The sequence below is a fragment of the Thiofilum sp. genome, from assembly GCF_016711335.1.
Taxonomy (GTDB): Bacteria; Pseudomonadota; Gammaproteobacteria; order Thiotrichales; family Thiotrichaceae; genus Thiofilum.
Genome location: NZ_JADJTF010000001.1, coordinates 3,411,160 through 3,431,730 on the forward strand (window position 1 = coordinate 3,411,160; position 20,571 = coordinate 3,431,730).

General features: G+C 44.1%; 19 protein-coding genes. 9 read left to right on the forward strand and 10 right to left on the reverse strand.

Annotated features, from left to right (window positions below):
• Positions 1 to 8: 8 nt before the first annotated feature.
• Both IPL34_RS16000 and IPL34_RS16005 read right to left on the reverse strand, forming a co-directional pair.
• Complete coding sequence (locus tag IPL34_RS16000) at positions 9 to 2,075, reverse strand: ATP-binding protein (RefSeq protein WP_296842453.1); 2,067 nt, start codon at positions 2,073 to 2,075, stop codon at positions 9 to 11.
• Between the two features lie 163 nt (positions 2,076 to 2,238).
• A complete protein-coding gene (locus IPL34_RS16005) occupies positions 2,239 to 2,574 on the reverse strand; it encodes a hypothetical protein (protein ID WP_296842454.1) in 336 nt (111 codons plus the stop codon).
• Positions 2,575 to 2,648: 74 nt separating this feature from the next.
• Between IPL34_RS16005 and IPL34_RS16010 the strand changes: the two genes are divergently transcribed.
• Both IPL34_RS16010 and IPL34_RS16015 read left to right on the forward strand, forming a co-directional pair.
• On the forward strand, positions 2,649 to 3,770 hold the full coding sequence (locus IPL34_RS16010; protein ID WP_296842455.1) for an acyltransferase: 1,122 nt from the start codon (positions 2,649 to 2,651) through the stop codon (positions 3,768 to 3,770).
• A 70-nt stretch (positions 3,771 to 3,840) separates the two neighbouring features.
• Entirely contained in the window at positions 3,841 to 4,644 is an 804-nt protein-coding gene (locus IPL34_RS16015) for an SGNH hydrolase domain-containing protein (protein WP_296842456.1), read from the forward strand.
• A 1-nt stretch (position 4,645) separates the two neighbouring features.
• Here IPL34_RS16015 and IPL34_RS16020 read toward each other — a convergent pair whose 3' ends face one another.
• Complete coding sequence (locus IPL34_RS16020; RefSeq protein ID WP_296842457.1) at positions 4,646 to 5,929, reverse strand: FAD-dependent oxidoreductase; 1,284 nt, start codon at positions 5,927 to 5,929, stop codon at positions 4,646 to 4,648.
• A 245-nt stretch (positions 5,930 to 6,174) separates the two neighbouring features.
• On the opposite strand from IPL34_RS16020, the gene IPL34_RS16025 reads away from it, so the two are divergent.
• The gene (locus IPL34_RS16025; protein ID WP_296842458.1) at positions 6,175 to 6,363 is read left to right on the forward strand and encodes a hypothetical protein; all 189 of its coding nucleotides are present in this window, start codon (positions 6,175 to 6,177) and stop codon (positions 6,361 to 6,363) included.
• A gap of 60 nt (positions 6,364 to 6,423) precedes the next feature.
• On the opposite strand, the gene IPL34_RS16030 is transcribed toward IPL34_RS16025, so the two are convergent.
• The 6 genes from IPL34_RS16030 to IPL34_RS16055 all read right to left on the reverse strand — a co-directional run bounded on the left by IPL34_RS16030 (position 6,424) and on the right by IPL34_RS16055 (position 12,176).
• Positions 6,424 to 7,635, reverse strand: a complete 1,212-nt coding sequence (locus IPL34_RS16030) for a formylglycine-generating enzyme family protein (protein ID WP_296842459.1) — start codon at positions 7,633 to 7,635, stop codon at positions 6,424 to 6,426.
• Positions 7,636 to 7,653: 18 nt separating this feature from the next.
• Positions 7,654 to 8,241: a hypothetical protein gene (locus tag IPL34_RS16035; protein ID WP_296842460.1), complete on the reverse strand. Its 588-nt coding sequence runs from the start codon at positions 8,239 to 8,241 to the stop codon at positions 7,654 to 7,656.
• Positions 8,242 to 8,341: 100 nt separating this feature from the next.
• Positions 8,342 to 9,484 carry an N-acetylglucosamine-6-phosphate deacetylase gene (nagA, locus tag IPL34_RS16040; RefSeq protein WP_296842461.1) on the reverse strand — a complete coding sequence of 381 codons (1,143 nt, stop codon included), beginning with the start codon at positions 9,482 to 9,484 and terminating at the stop codon, positions 8,342 to 8,344.
• A complete protein-coding gene (locus tag IPL34_RS16045; RefSeq protein ID WP_296842462.1) occupies positions 9,481 to 10,512 on the reverse strand; it encodes an SIS domain-containing protein in 1,032 nt (343 codons plus the stop codon). The genes nagA and IPL34_RS16045 overlap by 4 nt, the downstream gene beginning before the upstream one ends.
• A 7-nt stretch (positions 10,513 to 10,519) precedes the next feature.
• The gene (locus IPL34_RS16050; RefSeq protein ID WP_296842463.1) at positions 10,520 to 11,272 is read right to left on the reverse strand and encodes a GntR family transcriptional regulator; all 753 of its coding nucleotides are present in this window, start codon (positions 11,270 to 11,272) and stop codon (positions 10,520 to 10,522) included.
• A 28-nt stretch (positions 11,273 to 11,300) separates the two neighbouring features.
• Positions 11,301 to 12,176, reverse strand: a complete 876-nt coding sequence (locus IPL34_RS16055; RefSeq protein WP_296842464.1) for a BadF/BadG/BcrA/BcrD ATPase family protein — start codon at positions 12,174 to 12,176, stop codon at positions 11,301 to 11,303.
• Between the two features lie 227 nt (positions 12,177 to 12,403).
• Here IPL34_RS16055 and IPL34_RS16060 point away from each other — a divergent pair, with 227 nt between their 5' ends.
• The 5 genes from IPL34_RS16060 (at position 12,404) to ugpC (ending at position 17,540) form a co-directional block, all read left to right on the forward strand.
• Positions 12,404 to 13,321, forward strand: coding sequence for an N-acetylmuramic acid 6-phosphate etherase (locus IPL34_RS16060; RefSeq protein WP_296842465.1), 918 nt, complete (start codon positions 12,404 to 12,406; stop codon positions 13,319 to 13,321).
• A gap of 37 nt (positions 13,322 to 13,358) precedes the next feature.
• Positions 13,359 to 14,588, forward strand: a complete 1,230-nt coding sequence (locus tag IPL34_RS16065; RefSeq protein WP_296842466.1) for an ABC transporter substrate-binding protein — start codon at positions 13,359 to 13,361, stop codon at positions 14,586 to 14,588.
• Between the two features lie 81 nt (positions 14,589 to 14,669).
• Positions 14,670 to 15,590: a carbohydrate ABC transporter permease gene (locus IPL34_RS16070; protein ID WP_296842467.1), complete on the forward strand. Its 921-nt coding sequence runs from the start codon at positions 14,670 to 14,672 to the stop codon at positions 15,588 to 15,590.
• 12 nt (positions 15,591 to 15,602) lie between these two features.
• Positions 15,603 to 16,442, forward strand: coding sequence for a carbohydrate ABC transporter permease (locus tag IPL34_RS16075; RefSeq protein ID WP_296842469.1), 840 nt, complete (start codon positions 15,603 to 15,605; stop codon positions 16,440 to 16,442).
• 9 nt (positions 16,443 to 16,451) lie between these two features.
• Entirely contained in the window at positions 16,452 to 17,540 is a 1,089-nt protein-coding gene (gene ugpC / locus IPL34_RS16080) for a sn-glycerol-3-phosphate ABC transporter ATP-binding protein UgpC (protein WP_296842471.1), read from the forward strand.
• A 111-nt stretch (positions 17,541 to 17,651) separates the two neighbouring features.
• On the opposite strand, the gene IPL34_RS16085 is transcribed toward ugpC, so the two are convergent.
• Positions 17,652 to 18,458: a sulfite exporter TauE/SafE family protein gene (locus tag IPL34_RS16085; protein ID WP_296842472.1), complete on the reverse strand. Its 807-nt coding sequence runs from the start codon at positions 18,456 to 18,458 to the stop codon at positions 17,652 to 17,654.
• Between the two features lie 168 nt (positions 18,459 to 18,626).
• On the opposite strand from IPL34_RS16085, the gene htpG reads away from it, so the two are divergent.
• Complete coding sequence (gene htpG / locus IPL34_RS16090; protein WP_296842473.1) at positions 18,627 to 20,516, forward strand: molecular chaperone HtpG; 1,890 nt, start codon at positions 18,627 to 18,629, stop codon at positions 20,514 to 20,516.
• Positions 20,517 to 20,571: the final 55 nt, after the last annotated feature.

Consider the following 20,571-nt stretch of genomic DNA (forward strand, 5'->3'; position numbering starts at 1 on the left):
CCTCACTCCTAAAACACCGTCCGGTTTAAGGTTTTACCCAATTTCTGATACTCACGCTGGGCAGCGTGCATCACATGCCTGCGTTGGACTTCCCCACCCTCAGCCACTGCAAGATAAGCCGCCGCTAAGGCAATGTTTTTGATATGCCCCCCGCTGACCTGCAAGTGTTCTGCTAACTCTGCACAATCAATATCTGCTGCTACCGGAGTAGCCGCAGGCCAAACCCTTTCCCAAAGCCGTCGCCGCGCCTCTACATCAGGGGCAGTGAATTGCACGGTAAACGCCAAACGCCGTAAAAACGCATCATCCAAATTCTGGCGGAAATTGCTGGCGAGGATAGTAACCCCGGCATATTGCTCCATGCGTTGCAACAAATACGCCGTTTCAATATTGGCATAACGGTCGTGGGCATCCTTAACCTCCGAACGTTTGCCGAATAAGGCATCGGCCTCATCGAAGAACAGTATAGCACTGGTATTTTCTGCTGCTCGAAAAATACGCTCTAAATTTTGCTCCGTTTCCCCGATGTATTTGCTCACCACTCCAGCCAAGTCGATGCGGTATAGCTCCAAGCCCAACTCATAAGCCAATACCTCGGCAGCCAAGGTTTTACCCGTACCAGACGGGCCTGCAAACAATACATTCACACCCTTGCCATAACTGAGCTTGCGCCCAAAACCCCAATGCTCCAGCACGTGTGCCTGATGACGTACCCATGTAGCGATTTCCCGCAACTGCTGCATACTGTCTTCGCCCAGTATCAAATCATCCCATGTCGCTTTTGGATCAATTTTCAAGGCGAGCTTACCCAATGTCTGTGTCATACCTTGGCTAATCACCCTGAACAAATGATGGCGCAATGGCGGTAACGGAGTGCTTGCCTCCCACTGACGCTCTTTAGCAACGTGTGCCGCCGCCACTTGCATTTGTGCAGCACTTAACGCAAAACGCGCCGCCAGATCATGCAAGTCCGCATCAGCCAAAGCCAAACCCTGCTGTTGCAACGCAGCTTGCCAACCCACACAACGCCCTTGATAGTCGGGCAGAGGCAGTGGTAAACCAACAATTACCCCATTACCCCGCCATGCTTGTTCACCCGCTAACATCACTGGCACTGGTACATCAGCCACTAGCTGAAACAAACGCTGTGCAAGTGGTGTATGCACCTCTCCCACTGCCTCTACCCCCTTTAGCAACAGCACAGATTGCTGGAACTGGGCTTCACGCACTACACGATTAATCACCCAGTCCAGATGAGCATCCAGCCGCAACGCGTGGCTCAAATCCATCACTAATAACGGTTTACCACACAACGCTGCCAAACTGTCAGCCCATTGTTGGCGGCTTAATGGTGTTGCGCCGTACACATACAACACGGCTGTTGTCTCTGCCCTTGCCCACGCCTGCCAACGGCTTTGCTCGACCATAGGCAAATACAGGTTTTCCAGCGTAGTGTCAGGGTAAATGCGCTCACAGCAGGGGGCTAAACGGCTATCCATACCAGAATCCCCTAATAAGAGACTGATAAGCTGTTCATCCAAAACCAGATAATGTGCTAATAGGCTGGGGTGCTGCTGTTGGGGGTCGGTATGCAACTGGAGTAATTGCGAGCGCAATAGCGGTGCATTAGCACTGAACCGTTGCCGATAGACTAATTTTTCTGCCGGGGAGCGGCATAACAGGTTTAAGACAAACTCAATCGTTGGACGACGACGAGTGACATCATCCTGCAAATAGGCGTAGATACGCTCATAGCGCAAATCCAGCTCTGGGGCGAGTGCAACCAGTAGTACATCAAGGTCAAAAGGATTCAGTGAATAGCGTGACACCAGCTCATCCAATACCAGCAGATGCGGGATAGATGCTGATATTGAAAGCGAATCAGCTTTTTCAGTTTGCCAGAAAATGGATTGTAACGGCGGAAAAGCCAGTAGTTGGTGAATGTCCTCCAAGTCCAAATGCAAGCCCCTAAAAGGGTCTTGCTCACGTGCAGGAAAAGACTGGATACACTCAAGCAAACGCTTATCCAAGTGTTTTAAAGCATTAACCAAATAGCTACTAGGCTCTTCAAGCACTCAGTTACTCCTTTACTTTGAGTTGAAAAAAAATTGCTTTTAAATAAAACAAAGCTTAGATTACAACTATTGTAATAAAAGTAACAAGTTCAGAAGCTATTTTTGAATTTTAAAATAATACATCGGACGCTTTTATAATAAGTATAAATTCTCTAGGGTATAATTAGATAAACAAAGCCGACGCTAATCCGGCAAACGAGACAATAATCGCCGCCATATACCAGCGAAAAATACGATAATAATAATGACCTGATTGAGTCGTGTCATAACGATTAGTGAGTAACATAAACAACACATAAATCATTAGTCCAATGCCTACTAATAAAGTAGCGGCTACGACGCCATCGGCTAGGGTTTGAATCGCGGGATGATCATCGTCTGCTATCGCCCATTGGGCTAAGAAATTCATTAGAAAACCTAGAATAATACCTACAGAGGTCACCATCGGTTGGCGGAAATCCTTAATATCCTGATTCATTGCTGTATTCTGTTCACTCATTACTACTTACCTTAAATTATTTCAGCGGCTCATCATATCTGTTTTTAGGTACGCTGCTAAGGTAGGAAATAAACATGAATTATCGGGCTGAAATTGATGGTTTACGCGCCCTCGCGGTAGTTCCCGTCATCCTGTATCACGCAGGTATTGCGGGATTTAGTGGAGGCTTCGTTGGGGTTGACATTTTTTTCGTGATTAGTGGCTATTTAATTAGCTCTATCTTGCTTCATGATCTAGCACAGGGACAGTTTAGTCTAACGCGTTTTTATGAGCGCCGAGCGCGGCGTATTTTACCCGCTTTGTTCTTAGTACTGCTGGTTTGCTTACCGTTGGCGTGGTGGTTATTGCTGCCTCATGAATGGGTAGAATTTGGTGAAAGTCTGATTGCGGTCAATCTATTTGCCTCCAATATTCTGTTTTGGCTTAGTACGGACTATTTTGCAGCCACCGCAGACTCTATTCCGCTGTTACACACTTGGAGTCTGGCGGTAGAGGAGCAATTTTATGTGCTGTTTCCACTCTTACTGTGGTGGCTGTGGGTAAAAGCTCGTTCCTATTTGTTCCCTGTCATGGGACTCTTGCTAGTATTGAGTTTGGGATTTAGTGAATGGTTTTGGCGGCAATCGATTGAGGCTAATTTCTTTTTACTACCCAGCCGCATGTGGGAACTGTTATTAGGCGTGCTATGTGCCTTGTATTTGCAAAAGTACGCGCCTCTGACCGGAGGAAGTGCACAGCTCATGAGTATGGCAGGTTTAATAGCGATTATAGCCTCGATACCCTTGCTACATAGCGGTATACCTTTTCCTAGTGTCTATACCTTAATCCCCACCTTGGGAGCAGTAGCTCTGATCCTAAGCAATTCTCAAACTCTCGCTAACCGCTTATTAAGCACCCCAGTATTGGTAGGCATTGGTCTGATCTCTTATAGCGCTTATTTGTGGCATCAACCTTTATTCGTCTTTGCGCGTCTCGCTAGTCCCGACACCTTGAGTGTAGGTCTACTACTAGGCTTGTGTGTGCTTACTTTGGTATTAGCTTATGCCAGTTGGCGCTGGGTAGAACAACCTTTTAGGCATGCGCAACGAATATCACTTAAAACCTTTGCCATAGGAGCCAGTGTGATCAGTTTGAGTTTTATCGTGCTCGGTCTAGCGGGCATTATGAGCGAGGGATTTCCTCAACGTTTTGATTAAATGGTGAACTCCTAAGCCTGCTCTTAGGTCAAAAAGATGAGCATTATTGCCATTCTATGGGGTTAAACTGATGAAAAAACTGGTTATTTTGGCAGTATTACTAAGCCTAATGACAACTTCATTTTCTGTTCAAGCGCATCGTGAGGCACTATTAAAATCAGCGAATGTAGCCGCTAATGGTGCTTATACTCGAAAAGCCTTTCTTGAACTTAATAAACAAGCCTTTGATGTCCAAGACTCAAGGCGCAAATTACTGATTATAGGGGACAGTCATGCACAAGACTTCTTAAATGCCGTCAATGAAAACAATTACCTAACCCATTATCAAATCCGCACCCATTATATTCCCACTCGCTGTCAAGTGGTTTTTGAGGCACAAGCTAGAACACATATTGAGGCTAAAGATCGGGCTTTTTGCCAACAAGCAAACGAACTAGATCTAGCTAAACCTATCGTAGCTGAAGCCGATGTGATTATTCTGGTCGCTCGTTGGCGTGATTGGTCAGCTAAGCTATTGCCTAGTACTTTGCAGCAATTAGCGGTAAAACCTCAGCAAAAAGTGATCGTACTGGGGACTAAGGATTTTGGTAAGGTCAATGTACGCCAGTACTTAAGTAGCACACTGAAGGAATTAGTGAAGCTAACCAATAAAGTAGATCCCGTTCCAATTGCTACTAATGATCCACTGAGTCAAGGCGCTAAGCACTACACCTTTGTGAATCAACAAAGCATTATTTGCGGCTCTACAACAACCTGTCGATTGTTTACCGAACAAGGTGAATTAATTTCCTATGACGGCGGGCATTTAACACCCGCCGGAGCCAAATGGGTGGGACAGCGTTTATTTACTAACTCACCTTTAGGGCAGCTATGATTTATAGCGGCTTTTTTAGGCGCTTAGCGGCTTCAACGCCACTTAAATAGGCCCCATGTACGGTTCCCGGATATAGGCTAGAAGTGGCTTCGCCCGCCCATAATAAGCGCCCTGCTACCGTACTAGCCAAGGCTTTACGATCTTGGTTAGTACTGCCTACTGCATTAAACGAATATGAGCCATAGGCATAAGGATCTTGCGCCCAACGAGTAATCTGGGTTGCGACAGGTTGAGGAATACTATTACCGAACATCTCACGCAATACTTGCATACCATCGTCAATAATCGCTTGATCCGACCATTTTTCTAGCTCGCGTGCTCGATCAGCCGCATTAAAGCCTAATAAAATCGGTGCACCCGTTTTGGCAAAACTGACCCACTCCACCCAACGTCCCGCTTGTGGCGATAGGTACTCATGCCAATCAATATTCTTAGGCCAAAAGACTTTATCAAATCTAAAGAACACTTTATTCAATAAGCCCATACCTAAACGTTTAATGGCTTGTTGTTTAGCGGCAGGTAAAGGCGGGCTAAATTGTACTGTATTACGTTTTAACACTCCTAAAGGCAGAGTGACCAGCGCATAATCGGCAGTGTAGGTATTATTTTGCGTACTCACCTTCACACCTTGATTAGTGTACTCAACTTTTTTAATGACCTGACTGGTTTTAATAGTTAACCCTTGAGCTAAATAACTAATAATCTGGTCATAGCCTTGAGGGAACAGGACATCAGCCCCATCAAACTCCTCATTATCCTCCATCGTATGCGCTGATAGTTCTCGTGCAGAGCCTGAATACTCCTGCTCATATTTACTATTGAGATAAAAGTCGACTTGAGCTTTTAGGCTAGTAGGAAGCGGATTAGGCAATACTAGATCCACCGCTTGCCTCAGCGATACATCTTGCTCTTGCTGCTCGGCTTGTGTAAGCGCTTTGGTCACTAGGTTAGCAACTTTACTTTCATTGGTAGAGGTAACTCCTAACTTTTTTAGCTCCGGTGCGATATATAATTTGGCGCTATCGTAACTGGTAGCGATGCGATGCGCTTTAATCTGATCCGCTAGTTTAGTAATGGGGTTATTTTTGTCCCCGTGAATCCACGAAGCCCCTAAATCCACCGGCACACCCGTCCACGAACGACTGGTATAGATCCGCCCCCCTATACGATTGCGTGCCTCTAGTACCGTGACCTTAAAACCTTGTGCCCTAAGCTGCTGAGCAGCGGCTAAACCCGCTATTCCAGCGCCCAACACTAGTATTTGTGGGGAATTCGCGTAGATCATATTGGAATATCCCATACTTAAAGTACCAGCAGTAAGGGTACGTAAAAAAACTCGTCTTGAGTTAGAGATAGTTTGAACCAAAGCTGAAATCCTCCTGACTAACCGTTAATCGTTCAGGGGATATTAAAAAAACTCGCTATCCCCGTAAAGAATTAAAAACTCAATCGTTATAACCATAATTGCACTTAATTATCGTAACGCGGTCTAACAAGTTAACCCAACCCTCAAACAAAAGGATATTTGACATGAATCTACGGCTGAATAAAACCCTATTAGCTATTTGGGCTATTCTCACCCTCATTTGCTTAGCCTTGAGTACTGCAACCACGGCTGACTCTAAAGCTCCTCAACTCTGCAAAACCTATACGGCTCAAGCCTTAAGTTGTGGTTTTGGTATGGTTAGCTGGAGTGATGGTAGTGTTAAGTCTCGTTAATTCTCATTGTTATACGCTTTTGAGCTTTGCTACTGCCTTTCCCATCCAGCCTCTAGTGGCTTATCTTAATGATCGAGCCACTCTAAATCCATAGAGAAAACTTCTCTCTAACTCATGTCCCTGACTACGATAAGCCGAACGTAAACTCGGTGGCTGATTATCCCAAGCACCTCCACGTCTAGCTCTTAAACGCTGGTCACAGGTTGAAGCAGCGACTGCATCATAATTATCACGCCAACACGTTTGCACCCACTCCCAAGCATTACCAGACATATCGTGTAAGCCATAAGCATTACTCGAAAACTGCCCCACTGGAGCGGTATATTGCCATTGATCTAATTCACCCTGACCTTGGTAATTAGCAAAATTGCGACTAGGCTGACTACCCCAAAAGAAAGCGGTAACTTTGCCACCGCGTGCTGCATACTCCCATTCCTCTTCAGTGGGTAAACGGTAGGTCTGACCAGTAGTTTTATTGAGCCATGCAATATAGTGTTGCGTATCGTCCCAACTGATACAGACCACTGGATGAACATCCGTCTGAGCAAAGCCCGGCGAGCGCCAGTGACTGGCAGGATGTAAAATCCAGCGCCCTGCCATTTTAGGGTCTGCTACGGTACAACCTTCGCCCGTTTGTTCCGCTGTGGTTTTATACTGGGTTTCGTCGACAAAACGTTTAAATTGACCTACTGTAATTTCGTACTTACCTAACTCAAAGCTATCGATCTGTACTCGATGAGCGGGAAACTCATTATCTCGACAGCCGCCTAATTCATCATCCCAACCGGCACTACAACCCATAGAAAACCTGCCCGCTGGTAGCACAACTAACGTTGGTAAATCGGATAAAGTGGCGGGCTGAGTGACTTGGTGGGTGATATGGTCTAGATCGGGTAAGGTTAGGGGGGTATTAGTAGTAGGCTGCTCCGAGGTCTTTACCAGTGGGGTGGTACTCCATTTCACTAATCCATAACCTGCCCCAAAACCTAATAACACTAATCCTACTCCCCAGATGAGGCGTTGCCCCCAACCCTGCCATGCATTTGAACGTTTAGTGAGTTGTAGCTGCTGATAAAATCCCTCCGCCTCTTGAGCTGAAACCACCACAGCCGTGGTCTTAGCGTGACGCCATAGCAATACTTGACGTACAGCATCCGCCTCTAAATGCTCAGGGTTATCGGGAGCTGGCAATAACTTACCGGCTACAATGGCTTCCCAGTCGCTTGGGGGTTGTGGGTCTGAGGGGGCTGGATCATGAGGTGTAGATTTCATCCGTGTTTTCTGCTTGACTCAACATAAAGTAGTACGTAATTGACGCACTCGTTCGCGTAGTAACGAAATGCGTTTACCTATAGCACTTTCCGTTCGCCCCGTTAAGCGGGCAATTTCAGCATTACTTTCGCCCAAAGCATAATGCTCATAAATCAGCATATCCATTGCGCCAGTAGGTTGTTGTTCAATCACATCAAACACTTTTTCTAGACAATCCGTTTCTAGATATAAGCCCTCATGGGCGGGTACTTGCGGAGCATGAATTTCCTGTAATACGCCTTCACTATCCGGCTCAAAAATTCGCAGTGTATGCGAGTGATGACGAATATAATCAATATAATGATTACGCACTAAAGTAAATAACCACGCATTACAATGTTCAGGAATTTGTTTGAGTTCTAATAATTTAAGCCCAATTTCTTGGAGAATTTCTTGTTGATCTTCGATGGAGAGTTGCTGCATTTTATAGTGGCAATAGCGAATATACTGACGCAAAATCGTCAATAGACGTGCGCCTTTATCTACGCTTTGTTTTACAAATTGCTCAATCAGTACCCGACAATTCAGATCATCATCGACGTTTGAGGCTATTAGTTCGCCACTCAAGCTAGATCGTCCCCACCACTATGTGCTTGCAAATAAACTACAGTGTGGCAAACATAGACCCAATGTCGTATAAACGCAACAATTTAAGATTTAAACTCTTTTAAATACAGCGCTCACCTAATAACCACGTTTGTTTTAAATTCAACTGCTCATCTAATAAAATAAAATCCGCCCGCGCTCCCACTTGTAAATGACCATAATGTCTATCAATGCCTAGATACTGCGCAGGGTATAAACTACCCATACGTAATGCTTCTGGCACAGCTATACCCAAAGTACTGACACAGTTACGTACCGCAGTAATCATATCTAAAGCCGACCCGGCTAAGGTTCCATCTTCTTTAGCACAACGCCCATTCACTGCATAAATAGTCTCACCATAAAGCTCAAAGCTTGGCTCATTACTCCCCACGGTTGCCATAGCATCCGTCACTAATATCATTTTACCTTTGGTTTTGGCTTGAATGGCTAATTTAGCAACTGTGGCGTGTAGGTGATAACCATCAATAATAATACCGCAATAACTCTTTTGATCCTCTAAAGCGGCCCCCACTGCCCCCGGCTCCCGACTACTCATCGGAACCATTGCATTATATAAATGAGTAAAACCGCTCAAACCCTCCGCTAAAGCCTGTTTGGTTTGGTCATAGCTCGCTAGGGTATGTCCAGCACTTACCCGAATTCCTCGCGCTACTAAGCGCTGAATCGTGCCCTGCGGCAGGCGTTCTGGCGCTACCGTGAGCAAATAATGCTCTGGAGCCATGCGCGTTAATAGCTGCTCCGTCAGTACATCAAACGGGCGAATCTTCTGACTATCATGCACCCCACGCTTGAGGCTATTTAAATGCGGTCCTTCTAAATGTATTCCTAGAATACCGGGCAAAGTTTTCACCCCTTGTGCTACCGCCTCCACGGCCTGTTGCATCACTTCAATGGTATCGGTAATTAAGGTAGGTAGCATAGCCGTCGTTCCCCCCTGCCAATGAGCACGACGCATCTTATCTAAAGCCTTAACACTCGGATCATTATTCAGCATCACCCCACCGCCCCCATTGACCTGAATATCAATCAAGCCCGCAGCCAGTAGCCACCCTTGCGCATCTATGCGAGGTAAGGTATGGGGAAGTTCATCCGCATGAACCCATTGTTCAATATGCCCATGATTAATAATAAGCGCTGCATCCTGCCGCTGCTCATCCTGAGCATTAAAATAACTAAATTGTGTTAAGGCAAATTTATTCATAATGTTTTAGTGACTTTAGCAATAAACTGGGGCGCATCCGGATTATAGCCCCGTTGTAATGATAAACGTGCAGTCATTAAGTAAGCCGATTGAATTTGCGTTACTAATGCGCACCACGGATGTAAACCCTCTAGTACGGGTAAACCAGTTGTGCCTTGTGGTGCATTAGCGCCAGCGAACAATACATCTGCTCCCGCCTTAGTAAGCCGACTGACCGATTCACGAATGCTCATACTAGCCGCATCGCCTTGATCAAAGACTAAGACTGGAAAACCTGAGCCAATCATAGCCAAGGGACCGTGTAATACCTCAGCACTACTAAAAGCCTCGGCATGTAAGCTACAGGTTTCCTTAAACTTCAGAGCGGACTCATTCGCAATTCCGCGTCCGGGTCCACGTCCGAGTACTAGCATTCTGCGCGTATCGACTAACTTATTCATCGCCATTGACCAGTCTAAGCTAGATACCTTAGCCACATCATCCGGTAGTTTTTGTAAGGCTGCTTGCAGGGCTTCATTACCTGACCATGCGGCGACTAACTGTAGACTCGCCATTAAAGTACAAACATACGATTTGGTGGCGGCTACTGATTGCTCGATTCCAGCGTGTAAGGGTAATACCACATCACAATGGGCACTTAAAGGGGCATTTTCATAACTATTAATTAACCCTAAGGTGAATGCTCCACGCCGTTTAGCCATTTGAGCATAATTCACTAAATCGGGGCTTTGTCCTGATTGAGAAATCAGAATCACTAAACTATCGGATAAATTAGTTTCGGTTCCATAAATCGACAAAATAGAAGGTGTCGCTGAGGTAGTCGGAATCCCTAATCCCAACTCAATCAGATAACGCAAATACACTCCGGCATGATCGGAACTACCACGCCCACACACCACAACCAGTTTAGGCGGATGTTGATGCAGGTGTTTGACTAGACGCTCTAGAGGAGTGGCTAATTCATTTAATTGAATACGCATGCGCTTAGGTGCTTGTAAGGCTTCTCGATACATGAGTGGCATAGTCATTGTTATTTTACCTCTGTTGAAGGGTCATTTCGGATACAAAATCGTAGCTATCACCCCGATAATGTGAGCGGGTAAACTCCACTGGCGATCCATTCGCATGAAACGAATAACGCTCGATATAAAGCACGGGACTGCCCGGTGAAATACGTAAAAAAACTGCCTGTTCAGTACTACACGGTACTGCTCGTAGACGCTGAATAGCTCGAACAGGTCGATTACCCGACCGTTCTAAAAACTCATATAAAGAATGGCTGACTTGGGTGGGATCAGTGATTAAATGCTCTGGCAAAACCGCCAATTCCAAGGCCATGGGTTGGTCATTAGCAGTACGCAAACGGTATAAACGTGCAATACGCTCGTGCGGCTCTAGCTTTAATACTTGGCTTTCCTCGGCTGATGGCATGCCAATATGCCGCTCTAACCACACTATTCCCGCATTTAAATGACGCTGCTGCATGTCCTCACTAAAGCTAGTGAGGTGACTTAACGCCTGCTCCACTCGCTTAGCAATAAAGGTTCCTGCTCCACGTTTTTGGATTAATAAACCCTCACTCACTAATACTTGAATCGCTTTGCGCACGGTCACCCGTGAAATATCCAAAAGAGTGGCTAAATCACGTTCGCTTGGTAGCGCTTCACTTTCATCTAATAGGTCGCCCTGATGAATCCCTTTACGTAGTGCACTGGCTAAGCGCTCATACAGGGCGTTATTACTGGTTTCATCGGCTAAGGCTTGTTGTAAATACGGTTCAATTTGCATCACAAAGCTTCTTTTAATCAGTAAAAGTTTATAAAGATCGCGCCATTAATAGCGCTCCATCTAAGGCATTACCTTTAGGTTGAGTGAGTAAGGATTGCATCTCTAAAGGAAGTAGAGCTTGATAGAGCGCTGCCAAACCACCCAGTAAGGCTATTTGACCGGTTTGATAACGCTCTAAGGCTCGAATCAGGCGTATCACCTCATCACAAGCAGTCTGAATTAAGGTTTGGGCATAAGGGTCTTGCGCTTGCGCGAACTGAAAAATACGCGGTGCTAATTGAGCATAATCGGCGGGTCTAGCGCTTAATCCCCAATTAAATATCGCTTCTGCCTCATGATTAAAAGGTGCACTCAAAACCTCCATCAAGGGGGACATAGGAATAATCTGTTCCACAGCTAATAAAGCTAAGCGCATTGCCTCACGTCCTAGCCACGAGCCACTGGCTTGATCCCCCAGGGTGAGTCCCCAACCGCCAAAAGTACGACTTTCTGTAGGGCTAATTATTTGTGCACAAGACCCCGTACCAATAATCACCACCCCGCCATAGTGCCCCTGATGCGCACCCAGACAAGCAATATAAGCATCATTGGTCAAACGGCAATCAGCAAATAAGGCTTTAATCGGCTGGATAGTGGTATTATCATTTTTTAATACCAATCCAGCTAAACCAATACCACATTTTAATTCATTAAATCGTACAGAATTTAAACCTGCTTGTTTTAATGCCTCTATGACACATTGGCGTATCGCCGCTAGTGAGTGATCCAGCCCTAAACGTAGATTAGCTGAACCACTAATACCTTCACCTAAAATAGTACCTGAATGATCTGCTACCCTTGCTCTACAGGTACTACCACCTCCGTCAATACCGACATAATACTGTGTTGTTGGTTGATAACTCATAACAAGCTCGCAGCTCCCCCTTAAGTAATGCACCTCTATAGTGCTGAGTGATGACTGTATAGCTAAACGATACCAGCAATTTTATTTTAATACCAGCACTAAATACCAGTTGCGTTATTGGTATTATTAAACTACACTGCAAAGAACTTAAGGTCACTGAACTTATACGACTGATAAGTCAATAAATACCGCCTAACGGTACATGAGTAAGGGGGAATCAGACTACTATGCGACTCAGTACACAGACCACCGAAACTGCTCATCCTAAGGGGCAAGGCATGGATCAATGGTCGATACCACAACTCGCACATTATTTGTGTCAGGCGCAATTAGATAGCCTCGCTCAATTAGATACCTTACCTAGTGCTATAGCACGGGCGGGTGAAGCCATAGTACGTCGCCTCACCCAAGCCCCGCATAGTCGAATTATTTATGTAGGAGCCGGCTCCTCTGGTGCGATTGCGTGCTTAGATGGAATGGAGTTATTTGGTACTTTCGGCTGGCCACGTGAACGCCTTGGTTTGCTGCTAGCCGGAGGGCTACAAAGCTTTTTCGATGCCAGTACCAGTCATGAGGATGACACCCTACAGGCGCTCAAAGACCTGACCCAACTCAATCCTAGCGCCCAAGATGTGATTATTGCGGTAGCTGCCAGTGGCTCAACGCCTTATACCCTCGCGGTGGTACAACGTGCTCAAAGTTTAGGTTGCCTCATTATTGGGATTGCCAATACAGCCGCCTGTACTCTGCTGAATTTGGCGGATCACGCGATTTTACTCAATACCGGCGCCGAAGCACTGGCAGGCTCCACGCGTTTGGCGGCAGGAACCGCGCAAAAACTCACTCTCAATACCTTATCCACGCTCGTGATGACTCAGCTAGGCTATGTCTATGATCACTACATGGTCAATCTGCATATTAGCAATCACAAACTCTATGAACGCGCCCTTCAGATCATTATGCAGATCACTCACGCTAGCCGTGCAGAAGCGGTCAATGCGTTACAACAAGCTCACAATCAAGTACCTCAAGCCATTTTAATTTTACAAGGACTTAGTGCCGAGCAGGCACACAACCTACTGATTAAGCATGAATTTCGTTTACGCTCAGCCTTAAACGCAATCGGTGCTTCCCCTAATCGTTAATATAATGTTGGGTAATCAATCCCTAAGGAGAATATCAATGACATTCAAAACTCAATTAGCTAGCGCTATTATGCTCGGTTTAATGGGTTTATCGGCTCAAGCAGGTGAATTAACCATTGAAAGCTGGCGGGTCGATGATAAAGCACTATGGGAAGAACATATTATCCCTACTTTTAATAAAACTCACCCTGATATTAAAATCAAATTTGCACCCACAGCACCCACTGAATATAACGCGAGTTTAAATACCCGTTTAAGTGGTGGTACTGCGGGTGATTTGATTACTTGTCGTCCTTTTGATATTTCACTTGAACTTTTTACTAAAGGTCAACTGACTGATCTGTCGCAACTAGAAGGCATTAAAAACTTCTCGGATGTGGCTAAAAGTGCATGGCAAACCGATGATGGTAAAGCCACTTTCTGTATGCCAATGGCATCCGTCATTCATGGCTTTTTTTATAACCAAGATATTTTCAAGGAATTAGAATTAGCCGTTCCCAATACGGAAGAAGAGTTTTTTGCCGTTTTGGAAAAACTTAAGGGCAGCAAATATACCCCTATCGCTTTAGGCACTAATGATGGCTGGGAAACTCATCAAACGGTTTATACCAATATTGGTCCTAACTATTGGAAAGGCGAAGAAGGTCGCAAACAGCTCGTTGAGAAAAAAGCTAAACTGACTGATCCACAATTTGTTGCCCCTTATACCCAAATGGCTAAATGGTCAGCCTATATGGGTAATGGCTACCAATCACAAACTTATGGTGACTCACAAAACCTATTTGCTCTAGGGCGTGCCGCGATTTATCCCGGTGGTAGTTGGGATATTGCCTACTTTAATACTAATGCTGAAGGTATGAAATATGGCGCATTTAAACCACCCGTGGCTAAGGCTGGAGATAAATGCTATATCAGCGATCATACTGATATTGGAATGGGTATTAATCCGGCTTCCAAAAATGTTAAAGAAGCTGAAGCCTTTTTAAACTGGTTAGCTTCGGCAGAATTTGCTGAGCTTTATACGAATAAAGTGAGTGGCTTTTTCTCACTGTCTAATCACAGTATCAATGTCACTGATCCCGTCGCGGCTGAAATGGTCAGTTGGCGCAAACAATGCGACTCTACTATTCGCTTAAATGCTCAAGTTCTTAATCGTGGTAAAGATGATTTAGAGACCGCTTTCTGGAATGCAGGTCAGGCAGTCGTCAATGTTACTGCTAAGCCTGAGGAAGCAGCCGCGAAAGTGCAAGCTATTTTAGATAAATAAAAATTTTTCTGCTTAATGTTGAGATAGCTCAGCTCATCGAGCTATCTCAGTAGTAGCGAGGCCTAATTGGAGTCTTGATCCATGACCTACTCCTTAAAAAATGTTCCTTGGCATATTTTGGTATTTCTGTTACCCGGATTTGTCATTTACACCTTATTTAGTGCTTTACCTCTATTAGATACTATGATTTTGAGTTTTTTTAGAGACTCATCACTGGGTAGAGAATTTATTGGTTTAGCTAATTATCAGCATGTATTGACTGATCCTAATATGTCAGCGGAGTTTTGGAATGCGTTATGGAATAATGTTAAGTTCTTCCTGATCCATGTATTCGTACAAAACCCTATTGGTTTATTACTCGCTGCTTTATTAAGCCTAAAAGATTTACGGGGGGCGCGTACTTATCGCACCCTTATTTTTATGCCCACTTTACTTTCTGTAGTGATTATTGGGTTTATTTGGCAACTTATTCTCAGTCCTTTATGGGGAGTCAGCACTACTATCATGGGTGCAGTAGGCTTGGAGGGTTGGTTTCAACCTTGGCTAGGTAAAGAGTCTAGTGCCTTAATTACTTTAGCTCTTATTTCAGTATGGCAATTCGTGGGTATTCCTATGATGTTAATTTATGCCTCCCTCTTAGCCATACCGGATGAGCTATTAGATGCCGCTTATGTAGATGGTGCTTCACCTATGCGTATCTTTTGGCAAATTAAATTACCTTTGATTTTACCCACGCTAGGCTTAGTTACTATTCTCACTTTTATCGGTAATTTTAATGCTTTCGATTTAATTTATGCGGTCAAAGGTGCTCTTGCAGGACCTAATTTTTCTACTGATATTTTAGGTACTTATTTTTATCGCACCTTTTTCGGTTTTCAATCTAATTTAGGTAGCCCTACTTTAGGCGCTACGGTAGCGACTTTAATGTTCTTAATAATTTTAGCTGGCGTTATGGTGTACTTCTACATTGTGCAACGCCGTTTACATCGTTACCCTATGTAGGAGTCGCACCTTATGTCAGTCACCACTAAGCGTACTATTAACACGGGTCTTATTCATTTAATACTAGGACTCTATACCTTATTAGCTCTATTTCCTATTCTACTGATTTTAATTAATGCATTTAAATCACGCCAAGGTATCTTTAATGATCCTTTAGCCTTACCCAACAGCACTACTTTTAGTACCGTGGGATTTAATAAAGTACTCGATAATTCAGATTTCATCCTCTATTTTAGTAATAGCTTAATTGTCACCTTAGTATCTTTGTTTTTCATTTTATTACTAGGTGCAATGGTTGCTTGGGCACTCACTGAATATCGCTTTATGGGGCGGCGCTTACTGATGGTATTTATGACCATGGGGATTATGGTTCCTATTCGCTTAGGTACAGTGAGTATTTTAGAAACAATGGTTTCTTTAAACTTAGTTAATACCATAACCGCTCTAGTATTAGTCTATATTGCACAAGGATTACCCTTAGCCATTTTTATCTTAAGTGAATATATGGCACAAATTCCCAAAGAATTAAAAGAAGCCGCCCGTTGTGATGATGTCAATGAGTATAAAATATTCTTTCAGATTATTTTACCCCTCACGCGCCCTGCCATTGCCACGGTAGCCGTATTTACCATGATTCCTATTTGGAATGACTTATGGTTCCCACTCATTCTAGCGCCCGGAGAGGAGACTCGTACTTTAACCTTAGGGGTACAACAATTTATTGGGCAATATGTCACAGACTGGAACTCTGTACTAGCATCCTTAACGCTAGCTGTTATTCCTGTATTAGTACTGTATATGTTTTTCTCCCGTCAATTAATCCGTGGTCTAACCTCGGGTGCTGTTAAGTAAGGTATACATATGGCCGCTTTAAGTTTACAACAAGTTGTAAAACGCTTTGAAAAATTACAAGTATTACACGGTATTAATCTCGATATTCAAGACGGTGAGTTTGTAGTATTTGTAGGTCCATCAGGTTGTGGTAAATCCACTCTCTTGCGTTTAATTGCCGGATTAGAAAGTATTGATGAGGGTGAGCTATATATTGGTGGTGAACCTGTTAAGCATTTATCCCCACGTGAACGGGGTATTGCTATGGTATTTCAGTCCTATGCTTTATACCCTCATATGTCCGTTTATAAAAATATGGCGTTTGGTTTAAAAACGGATGGTCAAACGAATGAGTTCATTGATAAAAAAATTCGAGATGCGGCAGCTAAACTACACTTAGATCATTTATTAGATCGTAAACCCGGTCAACTCTCTGGTGGACAAAGACAACGGGTAGCGATTGGACGCGCTATTGTACGTGACCCTAGAGTCTTTTTATTTGATGAGCCGCTATCTAATCTAGATGCTGCTCTACGGGTAAAAATGCGTATTGAAATTGCACGCCTGCAAAAAATGTTAAATACCACTACTATTTATGTAACGCACGATCAAGTAGAGGCCATGACTTTAGCCGACAAGATCGTAGTATTAAATGGTGGACGTATTGAACAAGTAGGTGCACCAATGGAGCTATATCATAAACCTGCAAATACCTTTGTGGCAGGTTTTATTGGCTCTCCTGCGATGAATTTAATTCCTTGTCAAATTCAGACTGTGAGTGATCAAACCGTTAATGTGGCTATTGGGAAAAATTCATATAGCCATTTACCTTTTAAAGCAACGACTACAGGCTCAGCTACTTTAGGTATTCGACCTGAGCATTTATCACTAGAGCCTAATGATTTACGGTTTGACGGTAAAGTCGAATCGATTGAAAGGATGGGAGATATTACTTATTTGTATTTGTCTAGCGAAGGCACTGAGTTTCTCACCGTGGCACAACAAGGTGATTGGGCTATTCCAATAGGTGATACGATTAGCGTGTATTGTCATCGTAATCAAGTACATTTATTCGATCACAATAATCAAGCCCTTGAGCGTCTTAATAACAAGAAATAGTGCTTGGCATAAATGCTTTAGTCAAAGTATCGAACGTTTTTAAAGTTTCACAACACTCCTGTTAACTAGCCCAATACTCCTCCTCCGTTGGGCTAGTCTTAAATAAGCTAGTCAATGGCTAATAACCGTATACAGCATTTTCACGCTTAATAAAAACATCACCACCGCAAAACCACGTTTTAAAGTTGCTACGGGTAAACTATGGGCTAATTTGGCTCCTAAGGGTGCTGTAAAGAAACTTACCCCTGCTACTAATACCACGGCGGGTAAATAAATATAACCAATAGTATAGGGAGGCAAACCTTGTACATTCCAACCACTAATTAAATATCCTAAGGTTCCTGAAATCGCAATCGGTAAACCAATCGCGGCTGAAGTACCAATAGCGTGTTGAATTTTCACATTGCAATAAGTCATGAAGGGTACGGATAAAGACCCGCCCCCGATAGCGACTAAGGCGGATACAGCACCTATCCCCATCCCCACTAAAGAAGTGCCCAGCATACTCGGCAGTTGACGTGAGGGTTTGGGCTTAATATTGAGCCACATTTGCAACGAGACATAGGCCATAAAGAGGGTAAAGAAAATAGCTAAGGGTAAGGCTTCTAATTGGGACGCTAAAAAAGTAGCGGCAAACGTGCCGACCAAAATCCCCGGCGTGATTTTACCCACTAACGACCATAATACAGCACCGTGAGCATGATGCGCTCTGAGGCTAGCTATTGAGGTCGGGATAATCGCTGCCATTGAAGTGGCTAAGGCGATATGCACTAAATGCTCGGTTGGAAAATGCTGGAGCGCAAAAAGTGAGGTAAAGGATGGAACCATCACCCCACCACCGCCTACTCCAAATAAGCCCGCCACTATTCCTACGAATGCACCGAGCGCGAGATAAATGATGATTTCTTGCCATGTCATATGAGCACTTTCCTACACCAAGGGACGCTTAGTATAAAACAGCCCCTTTCGTTCCTGCTGGCTTAGATAGAAATTTTTATGATCTATGGGTTTCAAGCCTTGAAATCGTGCTTTCTTACCCCATGTTTGCTGCACTGATTTTATACATTAGGTAGAGGATAACCTTATATGACTGACACAGCGCAAAAAGAAAATTTGCAATTCCAAACGGAAGTGAATCAACTCCTGCATCTGATGATTCACTCGCTGTACTCCAATAAGGAGATTTTCCTACGTGAATTGGTGTCTAATGCCGCCGATGCTTGCGATAAATTACGCTTTGAAGCGGTGGGCAATGACAGCCTATATGAAAACGATAGCGACTTACGCATTGAAGTAGAGTTTGACGAGGAAGCACGGACAGTCACTATTCGTGATAATGGTATTGGTATGAGCCGTGATGAGGTAGTCACCAATATTGGTACGATTGCCCGCTCCGGCACTAAAGAATTCCTACAGAAACTCACCGGTGATCAGCAAAAAGATGCTCACCTGATTGGTCAATTTGGCGTGGGCTTTTATTCCTCTTTCATTGTCGCTGACAAAGTAACTCTGACTACCCGTCGTGCCGGTCAACCTGCGGATAGTGCGACTCGTTGGGAATCCGATGCCCAATCCGGCTATACCCTAGAACCCGTTAGTAAAGCGACTCGTGGCACTGAAATCGTGCTGCACTTAAAAGAAGACGAAAAAGAGTTTGCCAATAGCTGGCGTTTACGTTCGATTATTACGCGCTATTCAGACCATATTCCCTTCCCCGTTAAAATGCGTAAAACCAATGACGAGGACAAGGCTACGGGTGAATGGGAAGTCATTAATAAAGCCAATGCTTTATGGACGCGCAGTAAAAACGAAATTACTGAAACCGAATATCAAGAGTTTTATAAGCATATTAGCCATGATTGGGAAAACCCACTGGCTTGGACGCATAGCCGTGTGGAGGGTAAATTAGAATATACCTCCTTGCTCTATTTACCGGCTAAAGCACCGTTTGATTTATTTGAACAGCACCAAAAACACGGGATTAAGCTGTATGTCAAACGTGTGTTCATTATGGATGATGCTGAACACCTCATGCCGCGCTATTTACGCTTTGTGCGTGGGGTGATTGATTCTAATGATTTACCTTTGAATGTCTCACGCGAGATTTTACAAAGCAATCGTATTATTGAATCCATGAAAAATGGTTCGGTCAAAAAGGTATTGAGCTTATTAGAATCGATTGCTGAAAATGAGCCTGAAAAATATGCCTCGCTCTGGAAAGAATTTGGGCGCGTATTAAAAGAAGGTCCTAGTGAGGATTATACTAACCGTGAGCAAATCGCTAAACTATTACGTTTTGCCTCGACTCACGATAACTCAGCCGAGCAAAAAGTTTCTCTAGCCGATTATATTGCGCGTATGAAAGAAGGTCAGGAGAAGATTTATTATATTACGGCTGATTCTCATACCGCCGCTAAAAACAGTCCGCACCTCGAAGTATTCCGCAAAAAAGGTATTGAGGTATTATTATTATCGGATCGCGTTGATGAGTGGCTCACCAATGGCTTAACTGAGTTTGACGGTAAACCACTGCAATCGGTGGCTAAAGGTCAATTAGACTTAAGCAAACTCGAAACCGAAGAAGATAAAAAAGAGCAGGAAAAAGTCGAGCAAGAAGCTAAAAATCTACTCGAACAAATTAAAGCGGCTCTAGGCGATAAAGTGGAAACCGTGAGTGTTTCGCATCGTCTGACTGATTCACCGTCTTGTATTGTCTTAAATGAGCATGATATGGCGCTTTATATGCAACATTTATTTAAGCAAGCGGGACACGATGTGCCTAAGACTAAACCGAATCTAGAGGTCAATCCTAATCATCCGCTTTTACAGCGCATGAAAGCAGAAACCGATGATGAGCGTTTTGCGGAATGGTCTAGTGTTTTATTAGATCAAGCCATTTTAGCCGAGGGCGGTCAATTAGAAGATCCTGCGGGCTTTGTGCATCGCTTGAATCGCTTAATGTTAGTATTGGCATAATGCCTAAAGTGAGCAGTCTTAGTTAAGCTAAGGCTGCTCCTTTGTTTTAACTATT